Annotated in this window: 14 protein-coding genes; 5 read left to right on the top strand and 9 right to left on the bottom strand. The window is 72.2% G+C overall.

Annotation, left to right across the window (positions count from 1 at the left end):
* Nucleotides 1-6: 6 nt before the first annotated feature.
* Nucleotides 7-297 carry an STAS domain-containing protein gene (locus tag miv_RS14300; protein WP_053220957.1) on the bottom strand — a complete coding sequence of 97 codons (291 nt, stop codon included), beginning with the start codon at nt 295-297 and terminating at the stop codon, nt 7-9.
* Nucleotides 298-647: 350 nt separating this feature from the next.
* Between miv_RS14300 and miv_RS14295 the strand changes: the two genes are divergently transcribed.
* Nucleotides 648-1,733: a methyl-accepting chemotaxis protein gene (locus miv_RS14295; RefSeq protein ID WP_207183237.1), complete on the top strand. Its 1,086-nt coding sequence runs from the start codon at nt 648-650 to the stop codon at nt 1,731-1,733.
* A gap of 91 nt (nt 1,734-1,824) precedes the next feature.
* Here the strand turns inward: miv_RS14295 and miv_RS14290 are convergent, their stop codons facing one another.
* The gene (locus tag miv_RS14290; protein ID WP_048428655.1) at nt 1,825-2,544 is read right to left on the bottom strand and encodes a GntR family transcriptional regulator; all 720 of its coding nucleotides are present in this window, start codon (nt 2,542-2,544) and stop codon (nt 1,825-1,827) included.
* Nucleotides 2,545-2,689: 145 nt separating this feature from the next.
* Here miv_RS14290 and miv_RS14285 point away from each other — a divergent pair, with 145 nt between their 5' ends.
* The 3 genes from miv_RS14285 to miv_RS14275 all read left to right on the top strand — a co-directional run bounded on the left by miv_RS14285 (nt 2,690) and on the right by miv_RS14275 (nt 7,503).
* Complete coding sequence (locus miv_RS14285; RefSeq protein ID WP_207183236.1) at nt 2,690-3,742, top strand: TRAP transporter substrate-binding protein; 1,053 nt, start codon at nt 2,690-2,692, stop codon at nt 3,740-3,742.
* A 253-nt stretch (nt 3,743-3,995) separates the two neighbouring features.
* Nucleotides 3,996-5,558, top strand: a complete 1,563-nt coding sequence (locus miv_RS14280) for a class I adenylate-forming enzyme family protein (protein ID WP_207183235.1) — start codon at nt 3,996-3,998, stop codon at nt 5,556-5,558.
* 208 nt (nt 5,559-5,766) lie between these two features.
* The gene (locus miv_RS14275) at nt 5,767-7,503 is read left to right on the top strand and encodes a thiamine pyrophosphate-binding protein (protein WP_207183234.1); all 1,737 of its coding nucleotides are present in this window, start codon (nt 5,767-5,769) and stop codon (nt 7,501-7,503) included.
* Between the two features lie 4 nt (nt 7,504-7,507).
* Here the strand turns inward: miv_RS14275 and miv_RS14270 are convergent, their stop codons facing one another.
* The 3 genes from miv_RS14270 to miv_RS14260 form a co-directional block, all read right to left on the bottom strand.
* The gene (locus miv_RS14270; RefSeq protein WP_207183233.1) at nt 7,508-8,785 is read right to left on the bottom strand and encodes a hypothetical protein; all 1,278 of its coding nucleotides are present in this window, start codon (nt 8,783-8,785) and stop codon (nt 7,508-7,510) included.
* Nucleotides 8,782-10,788, bottom strand: coding sequence for a GumC family protein (locus tag miv_RS14265; RefSeq protein ID WP_207183232.1), 2,007 nt, complete (start codon nt 10,786-10,788; stop codon nt 8,782-8,784). The genes miv_RS14270 and miv_RS14265 overlap by 4 nt, the downstream gene beginning before the upstream one ends.
* A gap of 395 nt (nt 10,789-11,183) precedes the next feature.
* Nucleotides 11,184-12,401, bottom strand: coding sequence for an acyltransferase family protein (locus tag miv_RS14260; protein ID WP_207183231.1), 1,218 nt, complete (start codon nt 12,399-12,401; stop codon nt 11,184-11,186).
* Between the two features lie 214 nt (nt 12,402-12,615).
* On the opposite strand from miv_RS14260, the gene miv_RS14255 reads away from it, so the two are divergent.
* Complete coding sequence (locus miv_RS14255; protein WP_048426131.1) at nt 12,616-12,870, top strand: acyl carrier protein; 255 nt, start codon at nt 12,616-12,618, stop codon at nt 12,868-12,870.
* 305 nt (nt 12,871-13,175) lie between these two features.
* Here miv_RS14255 and miv_RS14250 read toward each other — a convergent pair whose 3' ends face one another.
* The 4 genes from miv_RS14250 to miv_RS14235 all read right to left on the bottom strand — a co-directional run bounded on the left by miv_RS14250 (nt 13,176) and on the right by miv_RS14235 (nt 19,019).
* Nucleotides 13,176-13,553, bottom strand: a complete 378-nt coding sequence (locus miv_RS14250; protein WP_048426132.1) for a hypothetical protein — start codon at nt 13,551-13,553, stop codon at nt 13,176-13,178.
* Between the two features lie 38 nt (nt 13,554-13,591).
* Entirely contained in the window at nt 13,592-16,729 is a 3,138-nt protein-coding gene (locus miv_RS14245) for an efflux RND transporter permease subunit (protein ID WP_207183230.1), read from the bottom strand.
* A 14-nt stretch (nt 16,730-16,743) separates the two neighbouring features.
* Nucleotides 16,744-18,498 carry an RND family efflux transporter gene (locus miv_RS14240; RefSeq protein WP_207183229.1) on the bottom strand — a complete coding sequence of 585 codons (1,755 nt, stop codon included), beginning with the start codon at nt 18,496-18,498 and terminating at the stop codon, nt 16,744-16,746.
* 89 nt (nt 18,499-18,587) lie between these two features.
* Entirely contained in the window at nt 18,588-19,019 is a 432-nt protein-coding gene (locus tag miv_RS14235; protein ID WP_207183228.1) for a hypothetical protein, read from the bottom strand.
* Nucleotides 19,020-19,032 lie beyond the last annotated feature (13 nt).

Here is a 19,032-nt window from a genome sequence, read left to right as displayed (position 1 = left end):
ACCGCTTCAGTTTGCGGGCAGGGAAGGGGCGAGGTCGGACAGGGACACGCCCGCCCGATCGAAGGCGGCGCGAGCCGCCACGGAGAGCCCGGTGAGGCGCAAGGACCGACCGGCCCGGCGCGCCGTGCCGGCGGCGGCGAGCACGACCTGCACGAAGGTCACGTCGGCCCGCACCACGCCCGCGCCGTCGACCTCCACCGGGCCCGCCGCCAGGGCGGCGCCGAGCTGCGCCTGGATCCCGGCCGCGGTGCGGAGGTCGCAATCGCTCGGCAAGGTCAGAATGGTCAGATCGGACATTCCACGCCTCGACAACCCGGCAACGTCGACACGAGACAACGTGTCTTGTGCCGTCAGGTACGCGCCCCAGGCGTAAAGATTCGATGTACGCAGCCGGAGTCGCGCAGGTCTAGGAAAAGGCCCGGGCAGTCGCCGCGGCACCGGTGCCGACCGGGAAAACTTTCCGATGATGCACCGAGCGTAAAGGCGACTGACGCCAACGCCCCGCAGGCAAGGACTATTTCGTCCTCTGCGGCACGCGACATAACGCTTCGTTCAGCCCGTCGGGCCTATTCCTCGCTCCGACAGGGGACGACGCGGAGCGGGTGGGCGGCCGGCCGCCGTCCCGCCGTGACAGGATGATGCCGACGATGCAGACCGAGTTTTCCCGGCACCGGGCCGCGGAGCGCCCGCCGATCCTGTCGCCGGAGAACGCGGCCTTCCTCCAGGACTGGCTCGGCCTCTCGGCGGTGCAGCGCCGCGCCCTCGACGCCCTGGTCGGCGAGATCGACGGGGTGACGGCCCATACCGAGAGCCACGTCCAGGACCTGTCCGGGCGCTTCCAGCGCATCGCCGCCGCGAGCCGCGAGCAGGAGGGCATCATCGCCGGGCTCGCCGACGCGGTCCGCTCCGTCACCATCGACGAGCGCAAGCTGTCGCTGTCCGAGGTCTCGGCGGGCTTCGAGGCGACGTTCTCGTCGCTCTCCACCAAGGTCGCGGCCCTGTCGGAGCGGGGCGAGGCGATGGTCTCGACCCTCGACGGGCTGCTCGGCACGCTCGGCCGGATCGAGGCGAGCGTCGTCGAGATCGACAAGATCAACCGCCAGACCAACCTGCTGGCGCTCAACGCCAAGATCGAGGCGGCGCGGGCGGGCGATGCCGGCCGGGCCTTCGCGGTGGTGGCCGACGAGGTGCGCGACCTCGCCAAGTCGATCAGCGCGGTGTCGAGCGGCGTGCGCGAGCAGATCGGCGCCATCGCCGGGGGCCTACGCGGCAGCCACGCCGCCATGCGGGAGATCGCCTCGGTGGATGTCTCCGACGAGAGCCGCGCCGCCACCGCGCGGTTCCGCACCGTGATGGAGACCCTGGCGCAGCAGGGCGACCGCTTCGCGGCGATCCTCGACGGCACCGCCCGCACCACCGGCGCGATCACCGCCGACGTCTCGGCCGCGCTCGTGGCGATGCAGTTCCAGGACCTCGCCAAGCAGCGCCTCGACAACATCGCCCGCTGCCTGACCGCCCTGTCGGCGGCCCTGGCCGAGCAGGAGGGGCACACCCCGCTCGCCGCCGACCCGGACGAGGCCCCGGACGCCGCCTGGGCCGAGCGGATGATCGCCGCCGTGACCCTCTACGAGATCCGCGAGCGCCTCGGCCAGCGGATCCTCGGCCGGCCGGCCGGCGGGCAGGAGCCGGCCGCCGCGAGCGGCGCGGACGACGACGGGATCGAGCTTTTCTGACGGGGCGGGCGCCTGGTCCCCGACCGGGCTGCCGGCCGAGGCCGTCTCGGATGGCACGACGCACCGGAAGCCGCGTCGTCGGATACCGGCCCTACCGCGCCACCCGGCGGCTGCGGGCCTCCCGCACGTTCGCCGCCTCCTGCGCCCGCAGGCGGTCGACGAAGACCGTGGCGGCCCGGGCGATGTGCTGGCGCGACAGCCGGTCGGCGGCCTCGCCGTCGCCGGCCGCGATGGCGGAGAGGATCGCCGCGTGCTCGTCCCAGATGCGGGCCGGCATCGCCTCGTCCTCGCGCAGCACCTCGCCCATGATCCGCTTCAGGTGGTTGAAGTGCGGCGCCGCCGTCTCGACGATGATCGGGTTCTCGGCGATCTCGCCGAGGAAGCGGTGGAAGGCGATGTCGGCGGCGATGAGATCGGCGACCGAGCCTCCCGTCGCCGCCGCCTGCCCGGCGGCGACGAGGGGGGCCCCCTCCCGTGCGGCGCGGGCCGGGTTGCGCTCGGCCGCGAGCCGGGCCGTCAGGCCCTCCAGCACGCCCCGGACCTCGTAGAGGTTCTGCACGAAGGACGCCTCGAGGGGCGCCACCACGAGGCCGCGCCGCGGCGCGTCGCGCACGATGCCGTGGTTGCGCAGGAGCAGCAGCGCCTGCTGCACCGGCTGGCGCGACACCCCATAGGCCTCCGCCAGCTCGTCCTGGATCAGCCGGGTGTTGGGCGCGAGCCGTCCCTCGGTGATCTCGCTGAAGATCGCCCCGTAGACCTGCTCGACCAGCCGGTGGCGCGTCAGGCTGCGGGCGTCCGTCTCGACGGCCATGGCCGGGCTCCTCACGCGGGTATGCTCCACGAACCGTGTTGCGCAAACCGGACGCCCATGCAATACCGAATTCCAAATTCGAATTCCGAATTCAATAATGCCGCGACGCCATCGCGAGCATCGGGATTCCCGAGGGAGAGACGCCATGACCGACAAGAGGCCGACCGATCCGCGCCCAACCGGCCTGCACCGCCGCCGCCTGCTGGCCACCGGGCTGGGAGCGGTCGCCCTCGCGGCCGGCGGTTTCCCGCGGCCCGCCCTGGCGCAGGGCCGGACGCTGGCCTTCAAGCTCGGCACCGACCTGCCGGTGCCGCACCCGGTCAATGTCCGGCTCAAGGAGGCGATCGCGGCGATCGCCAAGGAGACCGACGGGGCCGTCGAGATCAGCCTGTTTCCGTCCAACCAGCTGGGGAGCGACTCGGACATGCTGTCCCAGATCCGCTCCGGGGCGCTGGAACTCGCGACCTTCCCGGGCACCGTGGTCTCGACCCTGGTGCCGGCGACCTCGCTCACCGGCATCGGCTTCGCCTTCACGCGCTACGACACGGTCTGGGCGGCGATGGACGGCGAGGTCGGCGGCTATATCCGCCGCGCGATCGAGAAGGCGAACCTGGTGCCGTTCGAGGCGACCTGGGACAACGGCTTCCGGCAGATCACCACCAGCACCAAGCCGATCCGGACGCCCGACGACCTCAGGAACTTCAAGATCCGCGTGCCGGTGGTGCCGCTCTGGGTCTCGATGTTCTCCGCGCTCGGTGCCGCGCCGGTGAGCATCCCGCTGAGCGAGGCCTATTCGGCGCTCCAGACCCGGATCGCCGACGGCCAGGAGAACCCGCTGGCGCTGATCAACTTCGCCAAGTTCTACGAGGTGCAGAAATTCTGCTCGCTCACCAACCACGCCTGGGACGGGTTCTGGATGATGGCGAGCGGCCGCGTCTGGAAGGGCGTGCCGGCCGACGTGCGGGCCATCATGGAGAAGCACCTCAACGCCGCGGCCCTGCGCGAGCGCGACGACATCGCGACGGCCAACCGCGACGTGCAGAAGGAGCTCGAGGGGCGGGGGCTCGTGTTCAACACCACCGACCCGAACGCCTTCCAGTCCGCGCTCAAGGCGACGAAGTTCTACGGCCAGTGGCGGGAGAAATTCGGGCCCGAAGCCTGGGCGCTGGTACAGAAATACGCCGGCGACATCGGGTGAGCACGATCACGGCAGGATATGCGCCGGCTTGATTTTCACCGCGTCATCCTGGGGCTCGCCGTAGGCGAGAACCCGGGATCCATCATCGCTGCGATGCCTGCTCATGGCGACCGGCGCTCCGCCTGATCCTGAAGGGCTGGCGGTTATGGATCCCGGGTTCCGCTCCGCGGCCCCGGGATGACCTGGAGGGTGGCACGGCCGTCCACAATACCGAACCCATCTCGCGCCGAGAGACCAGACGAGGACGACCACGATGAGGGATGTGCTCACGCCCGGGCAGATGCTCGCCGTCCAGGCGCGCCTGCAGCCCGACCGGATCGGCGCGCGCGACCTCGAGCGTGCGATGACGTTCCGGCAGTGGAACGCCCGCGCCTGCCGCCTCGCCAACGCCTTGCTGGGCCTCGGCCTCACGAAGGGCGAGCGCGTGGCGGTGCTGGCCTATAACTGCGTCGAGTGGCTGGAGATCTACGCCGCCATGGCGAAGGCCGGCCTCGTCGCGGTGCCGATCAACTTCCGGCTCGTCGGTCAGGAGGTGCGCTACATCCTGGAGGATGCCGAGGTCTCGGCCCTGATCCTCCAGGACGAACTGGCCGGCACGATCGAGGAGATCCGCGCCGACCTGCCGGTGGCGGAATCCCGCGTGGTGTGGTTCGGGGCCGCGCCCTGCCCGGCGGGTTTCTCGGCTTACGAGGGCCTGATCGCGCGGGCCCGCGAGGACGAGCCCGGCACGCCCATCGACCCGGCCGATCCGTGGATGCTGATGTACACCTCGGGCACCACCGGCAAGCCGAAGGGGGCGATCCGGTCGCATCGCGGCGCCGCGATGCTGTCGCTGATCACCGAGATCGAGCTCGGCATCCACCGGCGCGACTCGGCGCTCCTGGTCATGCCGCTCTGCCACGCCAACTCGCTCTACTTCTTCGGGGCGTTCAGCTATTGCGGCGGGGTCACCAGCGTCTACTCGCGCAAGAGCTTCGACCCGGAGCATTGCGTGCGGGCGCTCGCGGAGGGGGGGGCGAGCTTCACCTCCCTGGTGCCGACCCACTACGCGATGATGCTGGGCCTGAGCCCGGCCGCCAAGGCGCGCTACGACCTCACCCGCATCACCCGCCTGATGATCTCCTCGGCCCCGGCCCGGCCCGACACCAAGCGGGCGGTGATGGAGTTCTTCCCCAATTCCGGGCTCTACGAGCTCTACGGCGCCACCGAGGTCGGCTGGGCGACGATGCTGCACCCGCCCGAGCAATTCACCAAGCTCGGTTCGGTCGGGCGCGAATGCGTCGGCTCGGCGTCGATCAGGCTCCTCGACGAATCCGGCCACGAGGTGCCGGACGGCGAGGCCGGCGAGCTGTTCTGCTCGAATCCCTACCTGTTCGACGGCTACTGGAAGCTGCCGGAGAAGACCCGGGAAGCGTTCCGCGGCGAGTACTGCACCGTCGGCGACATGGCCCGGCGCGACGCGGACGGCTTCATCCACCTCGTCGACCGCAAGAGCAACATGATCATCTCGGGGGGCGAGAACATCTACCCGTCCGAGGTCGAGGCCCTGCTCGGCGGCCACCCGGCGGTGCACGACGTCGCGGTGGTGGGGCTTCCCGACGAAACCTGGGGCGAGCGCGTCCACGCGGTCGTCGTGCTGCGCGACGGCGCCTCCGCCACCGAAGCCGAGATGCTCGGCTGGTGCAAGGATCGCCTGGCCGGCTTCAAGCGCCCGCGCACAATCTCGTTCCTGGAGGACGGGGCGATGCCCCGGACCGCGACGGGCAAGAACCTGCACCGCAAGCTGAAGGAGAGGCTGGTGCGGGGGGAGGGGTGATCGCTGCCGTTGCCGTGCCGCTCCGAGACCAAATCGCGGGCGTCCCCTCTCCCCGCGGGCGGGGAGAGGGGGGAGGGTGCCCTATCTTGGTGCGGGCAGCGGATCCGGGCTTCGTAACCTGCAAAGATGCTCCCTCATTCGGCACGAATACCTCGGCCAGCACGACGCGCCGAAGGCGCGAACAACGAGACAACGGGAGGAAAAACCCATGAGCCAGCAGGCCACCGTCCAGGACCTCAACGCCGACGCGCAATCCTGCGCCGCCTGGATCGCCCGGTTCCTGAAGGCGCGGGGGGTCGACCGGGTGTTCGGGCTCCAGGGCGGCCACATCCAGCCGATCTGGGACCATTGCGCCCGCCTCGGCATCCGCATCGTCGACGTGCGCGACGAGGGCGCCGCCGTCCACATGGCCCACGCCCATGCCGAGCTGACGGGAACGCTCGGCGTGTGCATGGCGACCGCCGGGCCCGGCGTCACCAACTGCGTCACCGGCATCGCCAACGCCTCGCTCGCCCGCGTGCCGGTGCTGCTGATCGGCGGCTGCACCTCGCGGGCGCAGGCCAATCTCGGCCCGCTCCAGGACATCCCGCACGTCGAGATCCTGCGCCCGGTCACCCGCCAGTCGCGCACCGCCCGGGTCGCCGACCAGGTGATCCGCGAGTTCGACGAGGCGGTGGCCCGCGCCATGGGCGACCTGTCTGAGCCGGGCCCGGTCTACATCGAGATCCCGACCGACGTGCTGCGCGCCCACGTGCCGCCGCAGCTCGTCCTCGACGACTGGATGGCGCCGAAGGCGCCCCGCCTCCTGCCGCCCGATCCGGCGGCGGTGGCGCAGGCCGTCGAGGTGCTGTGGGGGGCGCGTCGCCCACTGGTGGTGAGCGGGCGCGGGGCCAAGCAGGCCGGCCCCGAGCTGATCCGCCTCCTCGACGCGCTCGGCGCGGTCTATCTCGACACCCAGGAGAGCCGCGGCCTCGTGCCGGCCGACCATCCCGCGACCGTCGGCGCGATGCGGGCCGCCGCGATGACCGAGGCCGACGTCGTCCTGGTGATCGGCCGCAAGCTCGACTACCAGCTCGGCTACGGCTCGCCGGCGGTATTTCCCAACGCCCGCTTCGTGCGCATCGCCGACACCGCCGGCGAACTCATCGACAACCGCCGCGGCGAGCCGGAATTGCTCGCGACGCCCGCGCTGGCGCTGGCGGCGATCGTCGAGGCCGCCGGCAACCGGATGCCCGCCCTCGAGCGGGAATGGGCGGAGGGCCTGCGCGCGCGCCACGTCAAGCGCTCGACCGGCGCCACGGTCCCGCAGACCGGAGAGGACGGCCGGGTCCATCCGGCGGCGATCTTCGCGGCGATCCGCGAGGTCGCGGATCCCGACTACATCGCGGTGGCCGACGGCGGCGACCTCCTCAGCTTCGCCCGGGTCGGCCTCGAGGCGCGGACCTACCTCGATGCGGGGGCCTTCGGCTGCCTCGGCGTCGGGGTGCCCTACGCGGCGGCGGCCTCGCTCGCCCATCCGGACCGGCAGGTGATCTGCGTCACCGGCGACGGCGCCTTCGGCATCAACGCGATGGAGATCGACACCGCGGTCCGCCACGGCGCCAAGCCCGTCATCATCGTGTCGAACAACGCCGCCTGGAACATCGAGCGCTACGACCAGGAGTTCAATTACGGCGGCCGGGTCGTCGGCACGCTTCTGGCCGATTCCGACTATGCCGGCCTCGCCCGGGCGCTCGGCGCCCACGGCGAGCGGGTGACGCGGCCGGAGGACCTGGCCCCGGCGATCGCGCGGGCGCTCGCCAACGCCCCGGCGCTGATCGACGTCGCGACCTCGCAGGTCGCGGTGTCGTCGGATGCCCGCAAGGGCCTCGGCTTCGTGCCCGACTACCAGCCGCTCACCGCCTGGGACGACGCCGAGCGGCGCCGGCGCGGCGAGACCGTGTGACGGCTCACCGCGGCGCGCCGGGGGATTCCTCCGGCGCGCCGTCGGCGGCGCCGAGCATGAACCAGACCACGGCCGCCGTCTTGATCGAGAACGGCGAGTCGCTGATCACGAGAAGCAGGCAGGTATAGATCGCCATGGCGCAGCGCAGGCGCCAGGCGTGCCGGTTGCGCGCCGGCATCAGCACGAACAGGCCCCAGGCCACCAGCGCGCCGGGCACCCCGACCTGGGTCAGCGCGTAGGCGTAGCCGGAATCCGACAGGAAGAGCTTGTCGGGCATGATGCCGAACACGCCCTCCGGCGGCAGGGAGGTGATGAGGAGCGCGGCCCAGAGCAGGCGGCCCGCGATGTCGTTCTGCCAGCTCACCTGCATGCTCTCGAAACCGTAGACGGCGAGCGCGAGCAGGATGATGAAGGGCAGGGCGAACCAGAGCAGGCGCGGCAGGCGGTACCCCACCGCCATCGCCCCGGCGATCGCGACGCAGACATAGGCGCCGAAGCGGGCATCGGCCAGGATGACGGTGAGGGCGGCGCAGAGGAAGAGCCAGGCCCGCCCCCGCATGGTGCGGCGGTAGAGCGCCCAGGCGAACAGCACGGCGCCGAAATTGCCGGCCGAGACCGGTTCGAGGAAGACCGACGACACCCGGTGCGGCCCGAGGAACGGCAGGATGGTGCGGGAATCCGGCCGGATGCCACTGGTGAACAGCGAACCGGTCAACTCGTTGATCTCCGAGGCCGACATGCTGCCGCGCGCCACGTAGTAGCGCACGATGTTGAAGTACTGCTGGTAGGTGTCGAACAGGCAATACTCGAACAGGCCCATCGCCACCACGATCACGCCGCAGGTCAGGACCGCCCGGTCGGCGTCGCGCAGGTCGGGATTGCGCATCCCGAGATTGTAGAACACGACGGGGATCAGGAAGTCGCGCACGCCCTTGACGTCGGTCGAGCCGCGCAACGCCAGGAGCAGCAGCCCGTAGGAGACCAGCCCGGCGAGGATCAGCCAGGGCCCGGCCCGCTCGTCGAGGGCAAAACCCAGGGTGAGCGCGATGATCGCCACCTCGGCGCCGATCACCGTGCCGCCGGAGACCGGGAAGCCGGCGGTGTTGAGGAAGCACAGGGCGGCGTTGAAGACGAGGGCGGCGACCAGCAGCAGGGAGGCGGCCCGGGCCTGGTAGGGCGCGCGCCAATCCGCGGCGGGGAGCGCGCGGGCGGCCCCGATGCCGATCCCCATGCCGCCCCCCATGCCGCCCTCCTTGCCGGCGGCGGGGCCCGCCCGGCTCACGCCGCCCGCACCCGGCCGCCGAGGGACACGGGCGTGCGGCGGCGCGCCGCGGAGGCCCGCCGCGGCTCGACCGCCACGAGGCCGAGCAGCCCCTGCGCCCGGAAGCGGCCGGCCCCGTCGAGGGTGGCGAGCAGGCGCTCGAGGCGGCTTCGCGTCATCCGGCCGGGCGCGACGACGAGGAGGATCGCGTCGGAGGTCTCGGGGATCGACAGCCAGCCGTCGCCGTGGCCGACATCCCGCTCGGCCACGATGATCTCGGGCCGGGTCATCCGCTCGACCCCGCGGGCGGGATCGAGCACGGCGAGCCGGCCGCGCACCGGCGCGTCGCCGCGGGGGCCGTCGTCGCGGGGGCCGTCGCCGAAGCCGAGGCGGGCCTGGGCCTGCTCGGGCACCAACAGGGCCGGCTCGCCGAGGCGCATGAGGAGGTCGGCGAGCACCTCGGCCGCATGCAGGCGCTCGGGGCCGAGCCCCTCGGAGACCACCGTGACGACCACCGCCTGGCTGCGGTTGCAAAGCCGCGTGCGCAGCTCCCGGGCGGCGGTGACGAGCGCTTCCTCGGCGCTCGCGCCCCGGCCGGCCCGGCCCGGCCGCGACAGCCGCGCCCAGACCGGCGCGCCGGCCGCCCCGAGGCCCGCGACCGTCGTGATGTTGCCGCGCCAGAGGTCGTAGAGGAAGCCGAGGATCAGCCCGAGGATCGCCCCGAACAGGCCGGCGGCCACCACGACGATCGGGGCCGGCGTGTCCGAGGGCTTGAGCGGCACCGTGGCCCGCGAGACGATCTGCGAGTTGCTCGGGTTGATCGATTGCTGCTGCTCCAGGTCCTTCGTCCGGTCGAGGACGAGGTTGTAGGTGCGCCGGATCGCCTCCGCCTCGCTCTCGAGCTGGCGCAGGCGGATGCCCTCCTGGTTGCTGCTGGTCTGGGTCTGGATCAGTCGCTCGGCGCGGCCGCGCAGCTGGCGCAGCGATTCCTCGCCCCGGCGCAGGTCCTCCTCGATGGTGCGGCGGATCCGGTCGGCCTCGGCGGCGATCAGCCGGGCGGTGGCGGCGCGCTGGGCCGACAGCGCGATCATCTGCGGGTGGTTCGGCCCGAGGCTGCGGGAGAGCTGGGCGATCTCCTGGAGGGTCTGGGCGTACTGGGTGCGCAGGGACACCATCACCTGCGAGGTGTCGGATTCCGGCACCGCCTGGCCCTGGCCGTCGGGGATGCGCAGCTGGCGCACCTGCTCGCGCCGGGCCGAGAGCCGGGCGAGGTTGGTCTCGGCGGCGGTGATCTGGGTGTAGAGGTCCTTGATCTGCTGCGAGACCAGGAGGCCGGCATCGCCGGAGCCGATCAGGCCCTTCTCGGCCCGGTAGCGCTCCACCGCCACGTCGGCCCGGTTGAGCTGGGCGCGCAGGTCCGCGGCCTGGGTCAGCAGCGCCTCGTTGGCCCGGCGCACCGCCGAGACCCGGTCCCGGGCGCCGATCTCGAAGAACTGGGCCGCGATGGTGTTGGCGATCTCGGCGGCGCGCCGGGCATCCGGGTAGGCGACGGTGAGCTGGAAGTTGAACGAGTTCTCGACCCGGCGCACCACGATGCGCTTGCGCAGGGCCTCGAGCGCCACGACCGCCGGGTCGGCGCCGGCCGGCGCGCCGCGGGTGAGGACCGGGTCGTGGTCGAGGCCGAGCTGCGTCACGACCGCGTCGAGGAGCTTGGTCGAGAGCAGGATCAGCGACTGGCTCTCGAGATTGGCGAAATCGAGCTGGGCCGGGGCGTCCTGGCGCGACAGGCCGCGCCCGACGATCTGGAGGGCCTGCGGGTCGATCAGGAGTTCGACGGTGGCGCGGTAGGTCGGCACCTGGCGCAGGGTGAAGAGGCCGCCGAGGAGCCCCATCGCGCAGGCGCCCGCGACGATCCACAGCGCGCGCCGGCGCGCCGAGCCCCACAGGTCCGCGAGGGTGCCGCCGGTCCGGCGGGGACTCGCCGCGGCGGGCTCTGCCGTCGCCATCTCGTAGCCCTGACTCATGCGCGATCCGATCGATGGCTCCGCGACGCGCGACACCGGTTTCGTCCGACGGCGTCGACCACACGTGATCGCCGCCGGCCTCTCTCGTCGAAGTCCCGCCGGGCGATCGCCTCGCCCGGACTGCGCGGGACCAGTCGAGATCGGGTCCGATCCCGGCTTCAAATTGGATCGACCGGTCGCGGCAACATTCCGCCTCGGCGGAATCTTGCCGTATCGACGATATCCTGTGCCTCATCGGCCGAAAACCGAAGGTCTCCGTCCGTCCACCGCCGAACAGGCCTCCGTCGACCGTTCTCCATCCGGCGGGGTGTGGCAGACAACTTAGTCGCGGTTCGGTTACCGATCCCGCCGCCATTCCGGCGCCCGGACCATGCCAATCTGAGACAAGGCGGCGCTCAGGACGGGAGCGCCGCGGCGGGTCCCGGCGCGACGCGCTCCGGCGCCCGGGCCTCGACTTCGGCCTCGGCGAGCCGCGCGTCGTTGCGCCGGAACCAGGCGAGGGACGGGCGCTCGACGAGCCGGTAGGTGAGGGCCGCCAGCGGCACCGTGACGGCGACGAGGCCGGCCGCCACCGCGAGGTTCGCCGCCCCCGAGCCGAAATCGAGGAAGCGGTCGTGCCCGAGGATCACCGTCCGGGGAAAGCCGGTGCGCGCCTCGACGGCGTGCATCGCGGTGGTGAAGACCTGGATCACCGGGACGTGCAGCAAATAGATCGAGAACGACCACAGGCCGAGGCGCTGCAGCGCTCCGGCGCGGGCGGCCTCCGACACGGCGCCGCGCTGATGCGAGAACAGCGCGATGGACGCGGCGAAGACGAGGCTCGCCCCGTAGGCGAGGGGACCGGTAGGCATCGCCGCCACGAGCAGCGCCACGGCGAGGAGCGCCGCCGTCTCGGCGATCGTCGCGCCGCCGCGGGAGAGCCGCACGGCGTCCCGCAGGGTGTAGGCGAGGCAGCCGAGGAACATGTCGAACAAGCAGCGCACGATGCCCCAGTTCTGGATCACGAACAGCGTGCGCGGGCTCAGCCACCACAGCGCCAGCGCGCTCACCCCCGCGAGGCCGGCAAAGACGAGGCGGGCGCGGGGACCCGCCGCCATCACGGCGAGCGCGAGCACCAGCGAGGCGTAGAACTCGACCGCGATGCTCCAGGACGGGAAGTTCCAGCTGTAGTCGCCGAAGGTGCGGAAGTTGTGCAGGAAGGTCAGGTGGGTCAGGATCTCGACCGGCCGGTGCCCGGCTCCGAAGGGCGGCGTCGCCACCGGCAGGCCGGCATGGTGCGAGAGGTAGGCCTGGCGCACCAGCTCGACCCCGATCAGCAGGCCGAGCGTCGCGGCGTGCAGCGGCCAGAGCCGGCCGAAGCGCATCAGCCCGAAGCGCAGCAGCCTCAGGCGCCACGCCGGGCGGTCCGTCGCCAGCCGGTCGCCATAGGCGTGCAGCAGCACGAAACCCGACAGCACGAAGAAGATGTCGACGCAGAATTGCAGGTTCGGGAACCAGGCCTGCGGCTGCAGCGGATGGGCGAGCGGCATGTGGAAGAACGCCACCGCCAGCGCGCAGACGCCCCGGCCCGCATCCAGCGCCTCGAACCGATGTGACCCGTCACGCCCGCGCATCGCCCGCCACCCGTCCCGTTCCCGTACAATCCCGGCCGATCCCGGGACTCCCGGGGCAGGGCATCGCGGCAACTGCGCAGGATCGGTGCCGCAGGATCGGCGCCGAACAGCACCTTATCCCCACGATAGCCGTGGCTTAACCAGGTCGGCATAAGGCATTTGATTTCCGGACTGTAACTCTCTACGCTGCCACACCAGTCGACGGGGACGGGACATGGCTTCTGCGCAGGACATACGGACGATTCTGGCGCGCCACGGCACCCTCGGCAGCACGATCGATCGGCTCTCCGACGATGCCGACCTGTTCGACAATGGCCTCGACTCGTTCGGCGCGGTCCAGGTGATGATGGACCTGGAAGACCACTTCGAGGTCGAGTTCCCGGAACACCTCCTGAACCGCGACGTCTTCTCGACGATCCGCTCGCTGCAGGACCTGGTGGCGTCGCAGGTGTTGCGGAAGGCGGCCTGATCTCGGGTCGACTTGCGGACCAGTGTCCGACGTTCAGAGCCTGCTTGAACGACCCGACCGGATAAAGGCGCCCCCGTCTTTCGGAAGCCGTGTCGCGAAGCCCGGAATCCGGACACGCGGCTGTCCGATGATCAAGCCGAGCGTTGGCTGTCGTCTCATCAACCCTGCGCGGTTCTGGCCTCCGGGATCCGCTTTCGCGGCGCCCAGGACGATCCGGGGACGCTTTCGCGACGAGACGAGCACGGGTTTCCCCTCTCCCCGCCCGCGGGGAGAGGGGAAACCCTGCGCCAGGCGCAGCAGGGCGCTCAGTTGAACTTGCCGCTCGCCGCCGCACCGTCCGGCCCGGTGATCTGGACGACGCCCTTGGGCGCGGCGCCGAGCGCCACCTCGGCCTCGCCGGAGAGTCCCGCCCCGGACGGGGCCAGGACGACGCGGGCGGGCTTGCCGCCGACGACCAGGATCGCCGTGCCCTTGAAGCCGGCCGGGGACACGGCCTTCTCCTTGGCGTCGTAGATCGTCACCTCGACCCGCCGGTCCTTGGTCACGAGCTCGATATGGTAGGGCCCCGCATCGACGATGCGCCCGCCATGGTGGCCGGTCCCCTCGTGGGCGCAGGCGTGGTGGGCGCAGAAGGGCAGGGCGATCGCCAGGGTGCCGGCGGTGACGAAGCGGCGGATCAGCATCGGGTCTCTCCAAGGTGCGGGGAATCGGGGAGAAGGGATCAATAGAGGTCGGCCGACGCGGCGCCCGCGGGCGTAGGCGCCGGAGCGGCCTCCCGCGCCGCCATCAGGCGCTCCAGGGGGCGGCGGCCGAAGCGCAGGATCAGCACCGGCGTCAGCAGCGCGTCGAGGAGGGTGGCGCTGACGAGGCCGCCGAAGATCGTCACCGCCACGGGGTGCAGGATCTCCTTGCCGGGGCTCGCGGCGTCATGGAGCAGCGGCACCAGGGCGACGCCGGCCGAGAGCGCGGTCATCAGCACCGGGGTCAGCCGCTCCAGGCTTGCGCGGACCACGAGGTCCGGCCCGAACGGCACACCCTCGTGCAGAGCCAGGTTCAGGGTGTGGCTGACCTTGAGGATGCCGTTGCGGGCCGCGATGCCGGTGAGCGTGATGAAGCCGATCATCGAGGCGACGGAGAGCGGCTGGCCGGCGAGCCACAGGGCCGCCACCGAGCCGACGAGCGCCAGCGGCACGCTGCCGAGGATGATCAGCGCCAGGGCGGCCGAGCGGTAGCGGCTGTAGAGGAGCGCGAAGATCAGCCCCAGCGAGACCAGCGACAGGGCGCCGATGGTGCGGCTCGCCTCTTCCTGCGCCTGGAAGGTGCCCTCCAGGCTCGCGAACGTCCCCGGCGGCAGGGTCTCGGCGGCCACGACCCGGCGGATCGCCGCGACGATCTCCGCCATGTCGGCGCCGGCGGTGGTGTTCGCCATCACGACGAGGCGGCGTCTGCCGTTCTCGCGCAGGATCTGGTTCGGGCCGTCGGTCTCGCGGATGTCGGCGACCTGGCGCGCCGGCACCCAGCCGGACGGCGTCTCGACCAGGAGGTCGCTCAGGGTCGCGGTGGTGCGCTGCGCCTCGGGCAGGCGGATGACCACGTCGAAGCGGCGATAGCCGTCGACCACCGTCGAGACCAGGCGCCCGTTGGAGAGCCGGCTGATCTGCTCGACCAGGGCCGCCGGCTGCACCCCGTAGAGCGCCGCCCGGCCGTAATCGACCCGGATCTCGAGCTGCGGGATCCGGGTCTGCTTCTCGACCTGGAGGTCGGCGAGGCCGGGGATCGCCCGCATCCGCTCCTGGAGCGAGGCCGCCACGCGCCGTAAGGCATCCAGGTCCTCGCCGAAGATTTTCAAGGCGATCTCGGCCCGGACGCCGGACAGCATGTGGTCGAGCCGGTGCGAGATCGGCTGGCCGACATTGACCGAGACCGGCAGCGCCGCCAGCCGCCGGCGGATCTCCGCCACCAGCTCCGCCTTCGGCCGGCCGCCGCCCGTCAACGCCACTTCGAGGTCGGAGGAATGGACGCCCTCGGCATGCTCGTCGAGCTCGGCCCGGCCGGTGCGCCGGCCGACGGCCGCGACCTCCGGGATCTCCATCAGCAGCCGCTCGGCGATCGCTCCGACCCGGCTGCTCTCGGTGAGCGAGATGCCGGGCGTGAAGGCCATGGTGACGGTGAACGAGCCCTCGTTGAAGGGCGGCAGGAAGGCCCGCGGCAGCTGCGAGGCGGCGAAGCCTGCACCGACCACCAGGGCCGCGACGGTGCCGACGAGCAGCCGCTGGTGGCGGAACACGACCCGAAGCGCGGCGGCGTTGGCGCGCTTGAGCCCGCGGACGAAGCGGCTCTCGTGCTCCTCCAGGCTCTTGAGGCCCGGCAGCAGCCAGGAGGCGAGGACCGGCGTGAGCGTGATCGAGACGACGAGGCTCGCCAGGATCGACACGATGTAGGCTTGTCCCAGCGGCGCGAAGAGCCGCCCCTCGATGCCCGAGAGGGCAAAGAGCGGCACGAAGACGAGCACGATGATCGCCGTGGCGTAGACGATGCCCGACCGCACCTCGTTCGAGGCCGCCACCACCACCGCGAAGACCGAGCGCGGATTGCCGGCGGCCCGGTTCTCGCGAAGCCGCCGAAAGATGTTCTCGACGTCGACCACCGCGTCGTCGACCAGTTCGCCGATCGCGATGGCCAGCCCCCCGAGCGTCATCGTGTTGATCGACAGCCCGAGCAGGTGGAACACGAGCGCCGTCGTCAGGATCGAGACCGGAATCGCGGTGAGCGAGATCAGGGTGGTGCGGACGTTCAGCAGGAAGGCGAACAGCACCAGCGCCACGACGGCGATCGCCTCGACCAGCACCCGCTCGACATTGCCGATCGAGGTCTCGATGAAATCGGCCTGGCGAAACAGGATCTTGTCGGCCGAGATGCCGGCGGGCAGCGAGGGCGCGAGGTCCTTGAGCGCCGCCTCGATGGTGCGCGTCAGCGCCACCGTATCGACGTCCGGCTGCTTCTCGACCGAGACGATCACCGCGGGCCGTCCCTGGTAGCCGCCCTCGCCGCGCTTGGCCTTCGCCGCGAACGAGACATCCGCCACCTGGCGCAGCCGCACCGGGGCGTTGCCGGCGGCCCCGACCACGAGGTCGCGCAGATCCTCCAGGCTCATCGTGCGGGCGATGTTCCGGATCAGGTATTCGCGGGAATACTGGTCGGTGAAGCCGCCGCCGGCATTGGTGCCGAATTGCTGGAGGCTCGAATCGAGCTGGGCGTTGGTGACCCCGAGCGCCCGCATCGCCGCCGGGTTCGGGGCGACGCGGAACTGGCGCACCTCGCCGCCGATCGGGATCACCTGCGCCACGCCCGGCACGGTGAGAAGCCGCGTGCGGAGCACGAAATCGGCGGTCTCGCGCAGCGCCATCGGGCTCGCGGATTCGCCCGTGACCGCGATCAGCAGCACCTGACCCATGATCGAGGAGACCGGGCCCATCTGGGGCGTCACCCCGCGGGGCAGCTGATCCTGGACCAGGGCCAGCCGCTCGGCGACCTGCTGGCGGTTGCGGTAGATGTCGGTGCCCCAGGCGAACTCGACATAGACCACCGCGAGGCCGACGCCCGAGACCGAGCGCACCCGCGTCACCCCGGGCAGGCCGTTGAGGCGGGTCTCTACGGGATAGGTCACCATCTGCTCGACCTCCGGGGGCGCGTAGCCCTCGGCCTCGACCATGATGGTGACGGTCGGCCGGTTGAGGTCGGGGAAGACGTCGACCGGGAGACGGGTGAGGCTGAACGCGCCGTAGAGCACCAGCACGAGGGCCAGCGCCAGGACGAGCAGGCGGTTGCGCAGCGACTGCGTGACGAGGAACGAGAACATCTGCCGCGTCCCCCTTACCGGACCTGGTCCAGGAGCTCAGCGCCCTGGACCACCACGCGGGTGCCGGGCACGATTCCGGCCTCGACCAGGACCCGGGTGCCGTCGAGGGGCGCGATGCGCACCGGCTTCGCCTCGTAGCGCTCGGCGGCACTGTGGGCGTAGACCACGTCCTGGCCGTTGGCGGTGCGCACCACGCTCGCCCGCGGCAGGGCGAGGCCGTGCCGCTCGGCGTCGGTGGCGGCCAGCACGGTGACGAACTGGCCGACCCGCAGGCCCTGCGAGCCGCCTTCGATCGCGAATTGCACGGGGATCGCCTGGTTGCGGTCGGCGAGCCCCGCACCCTGGTAGGCGAGTGGCAGGGTCCGCCCGTCGGCCATCCGGGCGGTGGCATCCGCCGCGGGCGTCAGGGCATCGAAGCTGAGCGCCTCGACCCAGAGCCTCTGCGGATCGACGATCTGGAACACCATCTGGCCGGGCGCGGCCATCTGGCCGGCGACCGCCGCGGCCTCGGCGATCACGCCCGCCACGGGAGCGACCAGCACCTCGGGCTCCTGGCGGATGCGGTCGAGGGCGGTACGGCGGTCCTTGAGGCCCTTCAGCTCGTCCTGCGCCTCGTCGAGCTGGACCTGCGAGACCGCGCCGCTCGGGCTGAGCTTGAGGTAGCGGTCGACCCGGCGCTGCACGATGGCGATCTGCTGGTCGAGCTCGCCCTGGCGCTGGCGCATGTCCGACAAATCGACCCGCTGCACCGGCGGGGTGACCAGCGCCAGCACCTCGCCCGCCCGGACCTTGGTGCCGAGCCGCGGGAAGGTGCCCGATGGCGGCGGCGCCAGGCGCCCGCCGACCGAGGACTGCACCACGCCGCTGGCGTTCGGGTCCGGGATGATCCGGCCGGGGAGGGCGATGGTGCGGCGGAACGCGCCCTCGGCCGCGACCTGGGTGCGCAGGGAGAGCAGGCGCTGGGTGGGTTTCGGCACGAACACCGCGCCGTCGGCGAGGCGCTGGGCGAGGTCGGCGGGCGGCGGGACGAGCGCCGTCCGGGTCTCGGGATGGTCCCCGTCATGCGCGAAGGCGGTGGCGCCGAGCACCAGGGTGGCGGCCAGCACCAGCACGGCGAGGACCGGGGCCCGGCGCCCGGCCCGCATCAGCACCATGGCGGCGAGCCCGAGCACGAAGCCGCCGGCCGCGAAGAGCCCGGCGCCCGGATCGCGGCCGGCGAGTTTTTCGGTCAGGCGCTCCCCGAGCGCCTGGACCCAGCCCTCGTCGTCGTGCCCGGCATGAGACGGGTGCCCGGCCTGCGCCGGCGCCGCGGCCTTGCCGCCCTCGGCCGGGGCCAGGGCCACCGCCAGCGGCAGCACGTCGACATCGGCGCCGGCCGTCACCGTGACGACGAGGTCGAGGTGGTCCCGGCCCGGGTCGCGCGTCGCCAGCCAGGGCGCGGGAAGGCGGTAGCTGCCGTCCGCGGCGGCCTCGGCCGTGGCGGGGCCGGCCGGCGTCTCGACCTCCAGGGTGGCGTCGGTGATCGGCTCGCCCGTCGCGAAGCGGTCGAGCCAGAGTACCAGGGCGTCGCCCCGGGGGATCGCCACCAGCTCGAAGGCGGCGGACGCCGCCTCGCCGCGCGGCGCGATGGTCTTCGAGACCGGCGCCTGCGGGGCACCGTGGTCGTGGCCCTCGTGGGCGCGGGCGACGGTGGGGAGGAACGGCAGCGCCAGCAGGGCGAGCGCCGCGGCCAGCGCGCGCGGCGCGGCCGGCAACCGGAACGGAACCATGGGGGGATGAACCTTCGCGAACGGACGTCGAGGGGCGCCCGCGGGAGCATCCACCCGTCAGGGCGGCGTGCCGGCGCGGGACGCGGGCGTCAGGCGAAGGATCGAGGGGGACGTGCGGGGGAATCCGGCACAATGCCGGGCGGCACCGCCTCCGCGGCGGCCGTGAGCCGGCGGGCTGGAGTGGGGGCCGGGAAGGCCGCCAGGGCGTCGGGCAGCAGGCCCGGCACGCAGCAGGACGCGCCCATCAGGCAGCACAGCCCGTTGCAGGACCGGGCGACCGGCGTCGCGTCCGGGTCGGCGGCGGTCAGGCGCGGCCCCTGCGCGGCGACGCGCGCCTCGGCCAGCGTCAGCGCCGTCGGGGCGGGCGCGTCCAGGGACCTGTCGTGGTGGGCGTGACCCTGATGCGCATGGCCCTGATGGGCCTGCGCCGCCGATGCCCCGACCACGGACGCGCTGACGCACGCGGCGATCATCACGATCACCGCGGCCAGCAGCCGCGCGAGGGGGAGGGGCAGGGTCATGGCGCCAGGATAC

Origin of the sequence: Methylobacterium indicum, assembly GCF_017347565.1 — a bacterium.
Classification (GTDB): domain Bacteria; phylum Pseudomonadota; class Alphaproteobacteria; order Rhizobiales; family Beijerinckiaceae; genus Methylobacterium; species Methylobacterium indicum.
Note: the sequence above shows the minus strand (reverse complement) of the source record. Positions and strands in the feature narration are given on the sequence as shown.

Bases quoted from the DNA above. Each gene is read 5' to 3' on its own strand.
- miv_RS14300 (WP_053220957.1), bottom strand. From the start codon at position 297: ATGTCCGATCTGACCATTCTGACCTTGCCGAGCGATTGCGACCTCCGC.
- miv_RS14295 (WP_207183237.1), top strand. From the start codon at position 648: ATGCAGACCGAGTTTTCCCGGCACCGGGCCGCGGAGCGCCCGCCGATC.
- miv_RS14290 (WP_048428655.1), bottom strand. From the start codon at position 2,544: ATGGCCGTCGAGACGGACGCCCGCAGCCTGACGCGCCACCGGCTGGTC.
- miv_RS14285 (WP_207183236.1), top strand. From the start codon at position 2,690: ATGACCGACAAGAGGCCGACCGATCCGCGCCCAACCGGCCTGCACCGC.
- miv_RS14280 (WP_207183235.1), top strand. From the start codon at position 3,996: ATGAGGGATGTGCTCACGCCCGGGCAGATGCTCGCCGTCCAGGCGCGC.
- miv_RS14275 (WP_207183234.1), top strand. From the start codon at position 5,767: ATGAGCCAGCAGGCCACCGTCCAGGACCTCAACGCCGACGCGCAATCC.
- miv_RS14265 (WP_207183232.1), bottom strand. From the start codon at position 10,788: ATGAGTCAGGGCTACGAGATGGCGACGGCAGAGCCCGCCGCGGCGAGT.
- miv_RS14260 (WP_207183231.1), bottom strand. From the start codon at position 12,401: ATGCGCGGGCGTGACGGGTCACATCGGTTCGAGGCGCTGGATGCGGGC.
- miv_RS14255 (WP_048426131.1), top strand. From the start codon at position 12,616: ATGGCTTCTGCGCAGGACATACGGACGATTCTGGCGCGCCACGGCACC.
- miv_RS14250 (WP_048426132.1), bottom strand. From the start codon at position 13,553: ATGCTGATCCGCCGCTTCGTCACCGCCGGCACCCTGGCGATCGCCCTG.
- miv_RS14245 (WP_207183230.1), bottom strand. From the start codon at position 16,729: ATGTTCTCGTTCCTCGTCACGCAGTCGCTGCGCAACCGCCTGCTCGTC.
- miv_RS14240 (WP_207183229.1), bottom strand. From the start codon at position 18,498: ATGGTTCCGTTCCGGTTGCCGGCCGCGCCGCGCGCGCTGGCCGCGGCG.
- miv_RS14235 (WP_207183228.1), bottom strand. From the start codon at position 19,019: ATGACCCTGCCCCTCCCCCTCGCGCGGCTGCTGGCCGCGGTGATCGTG.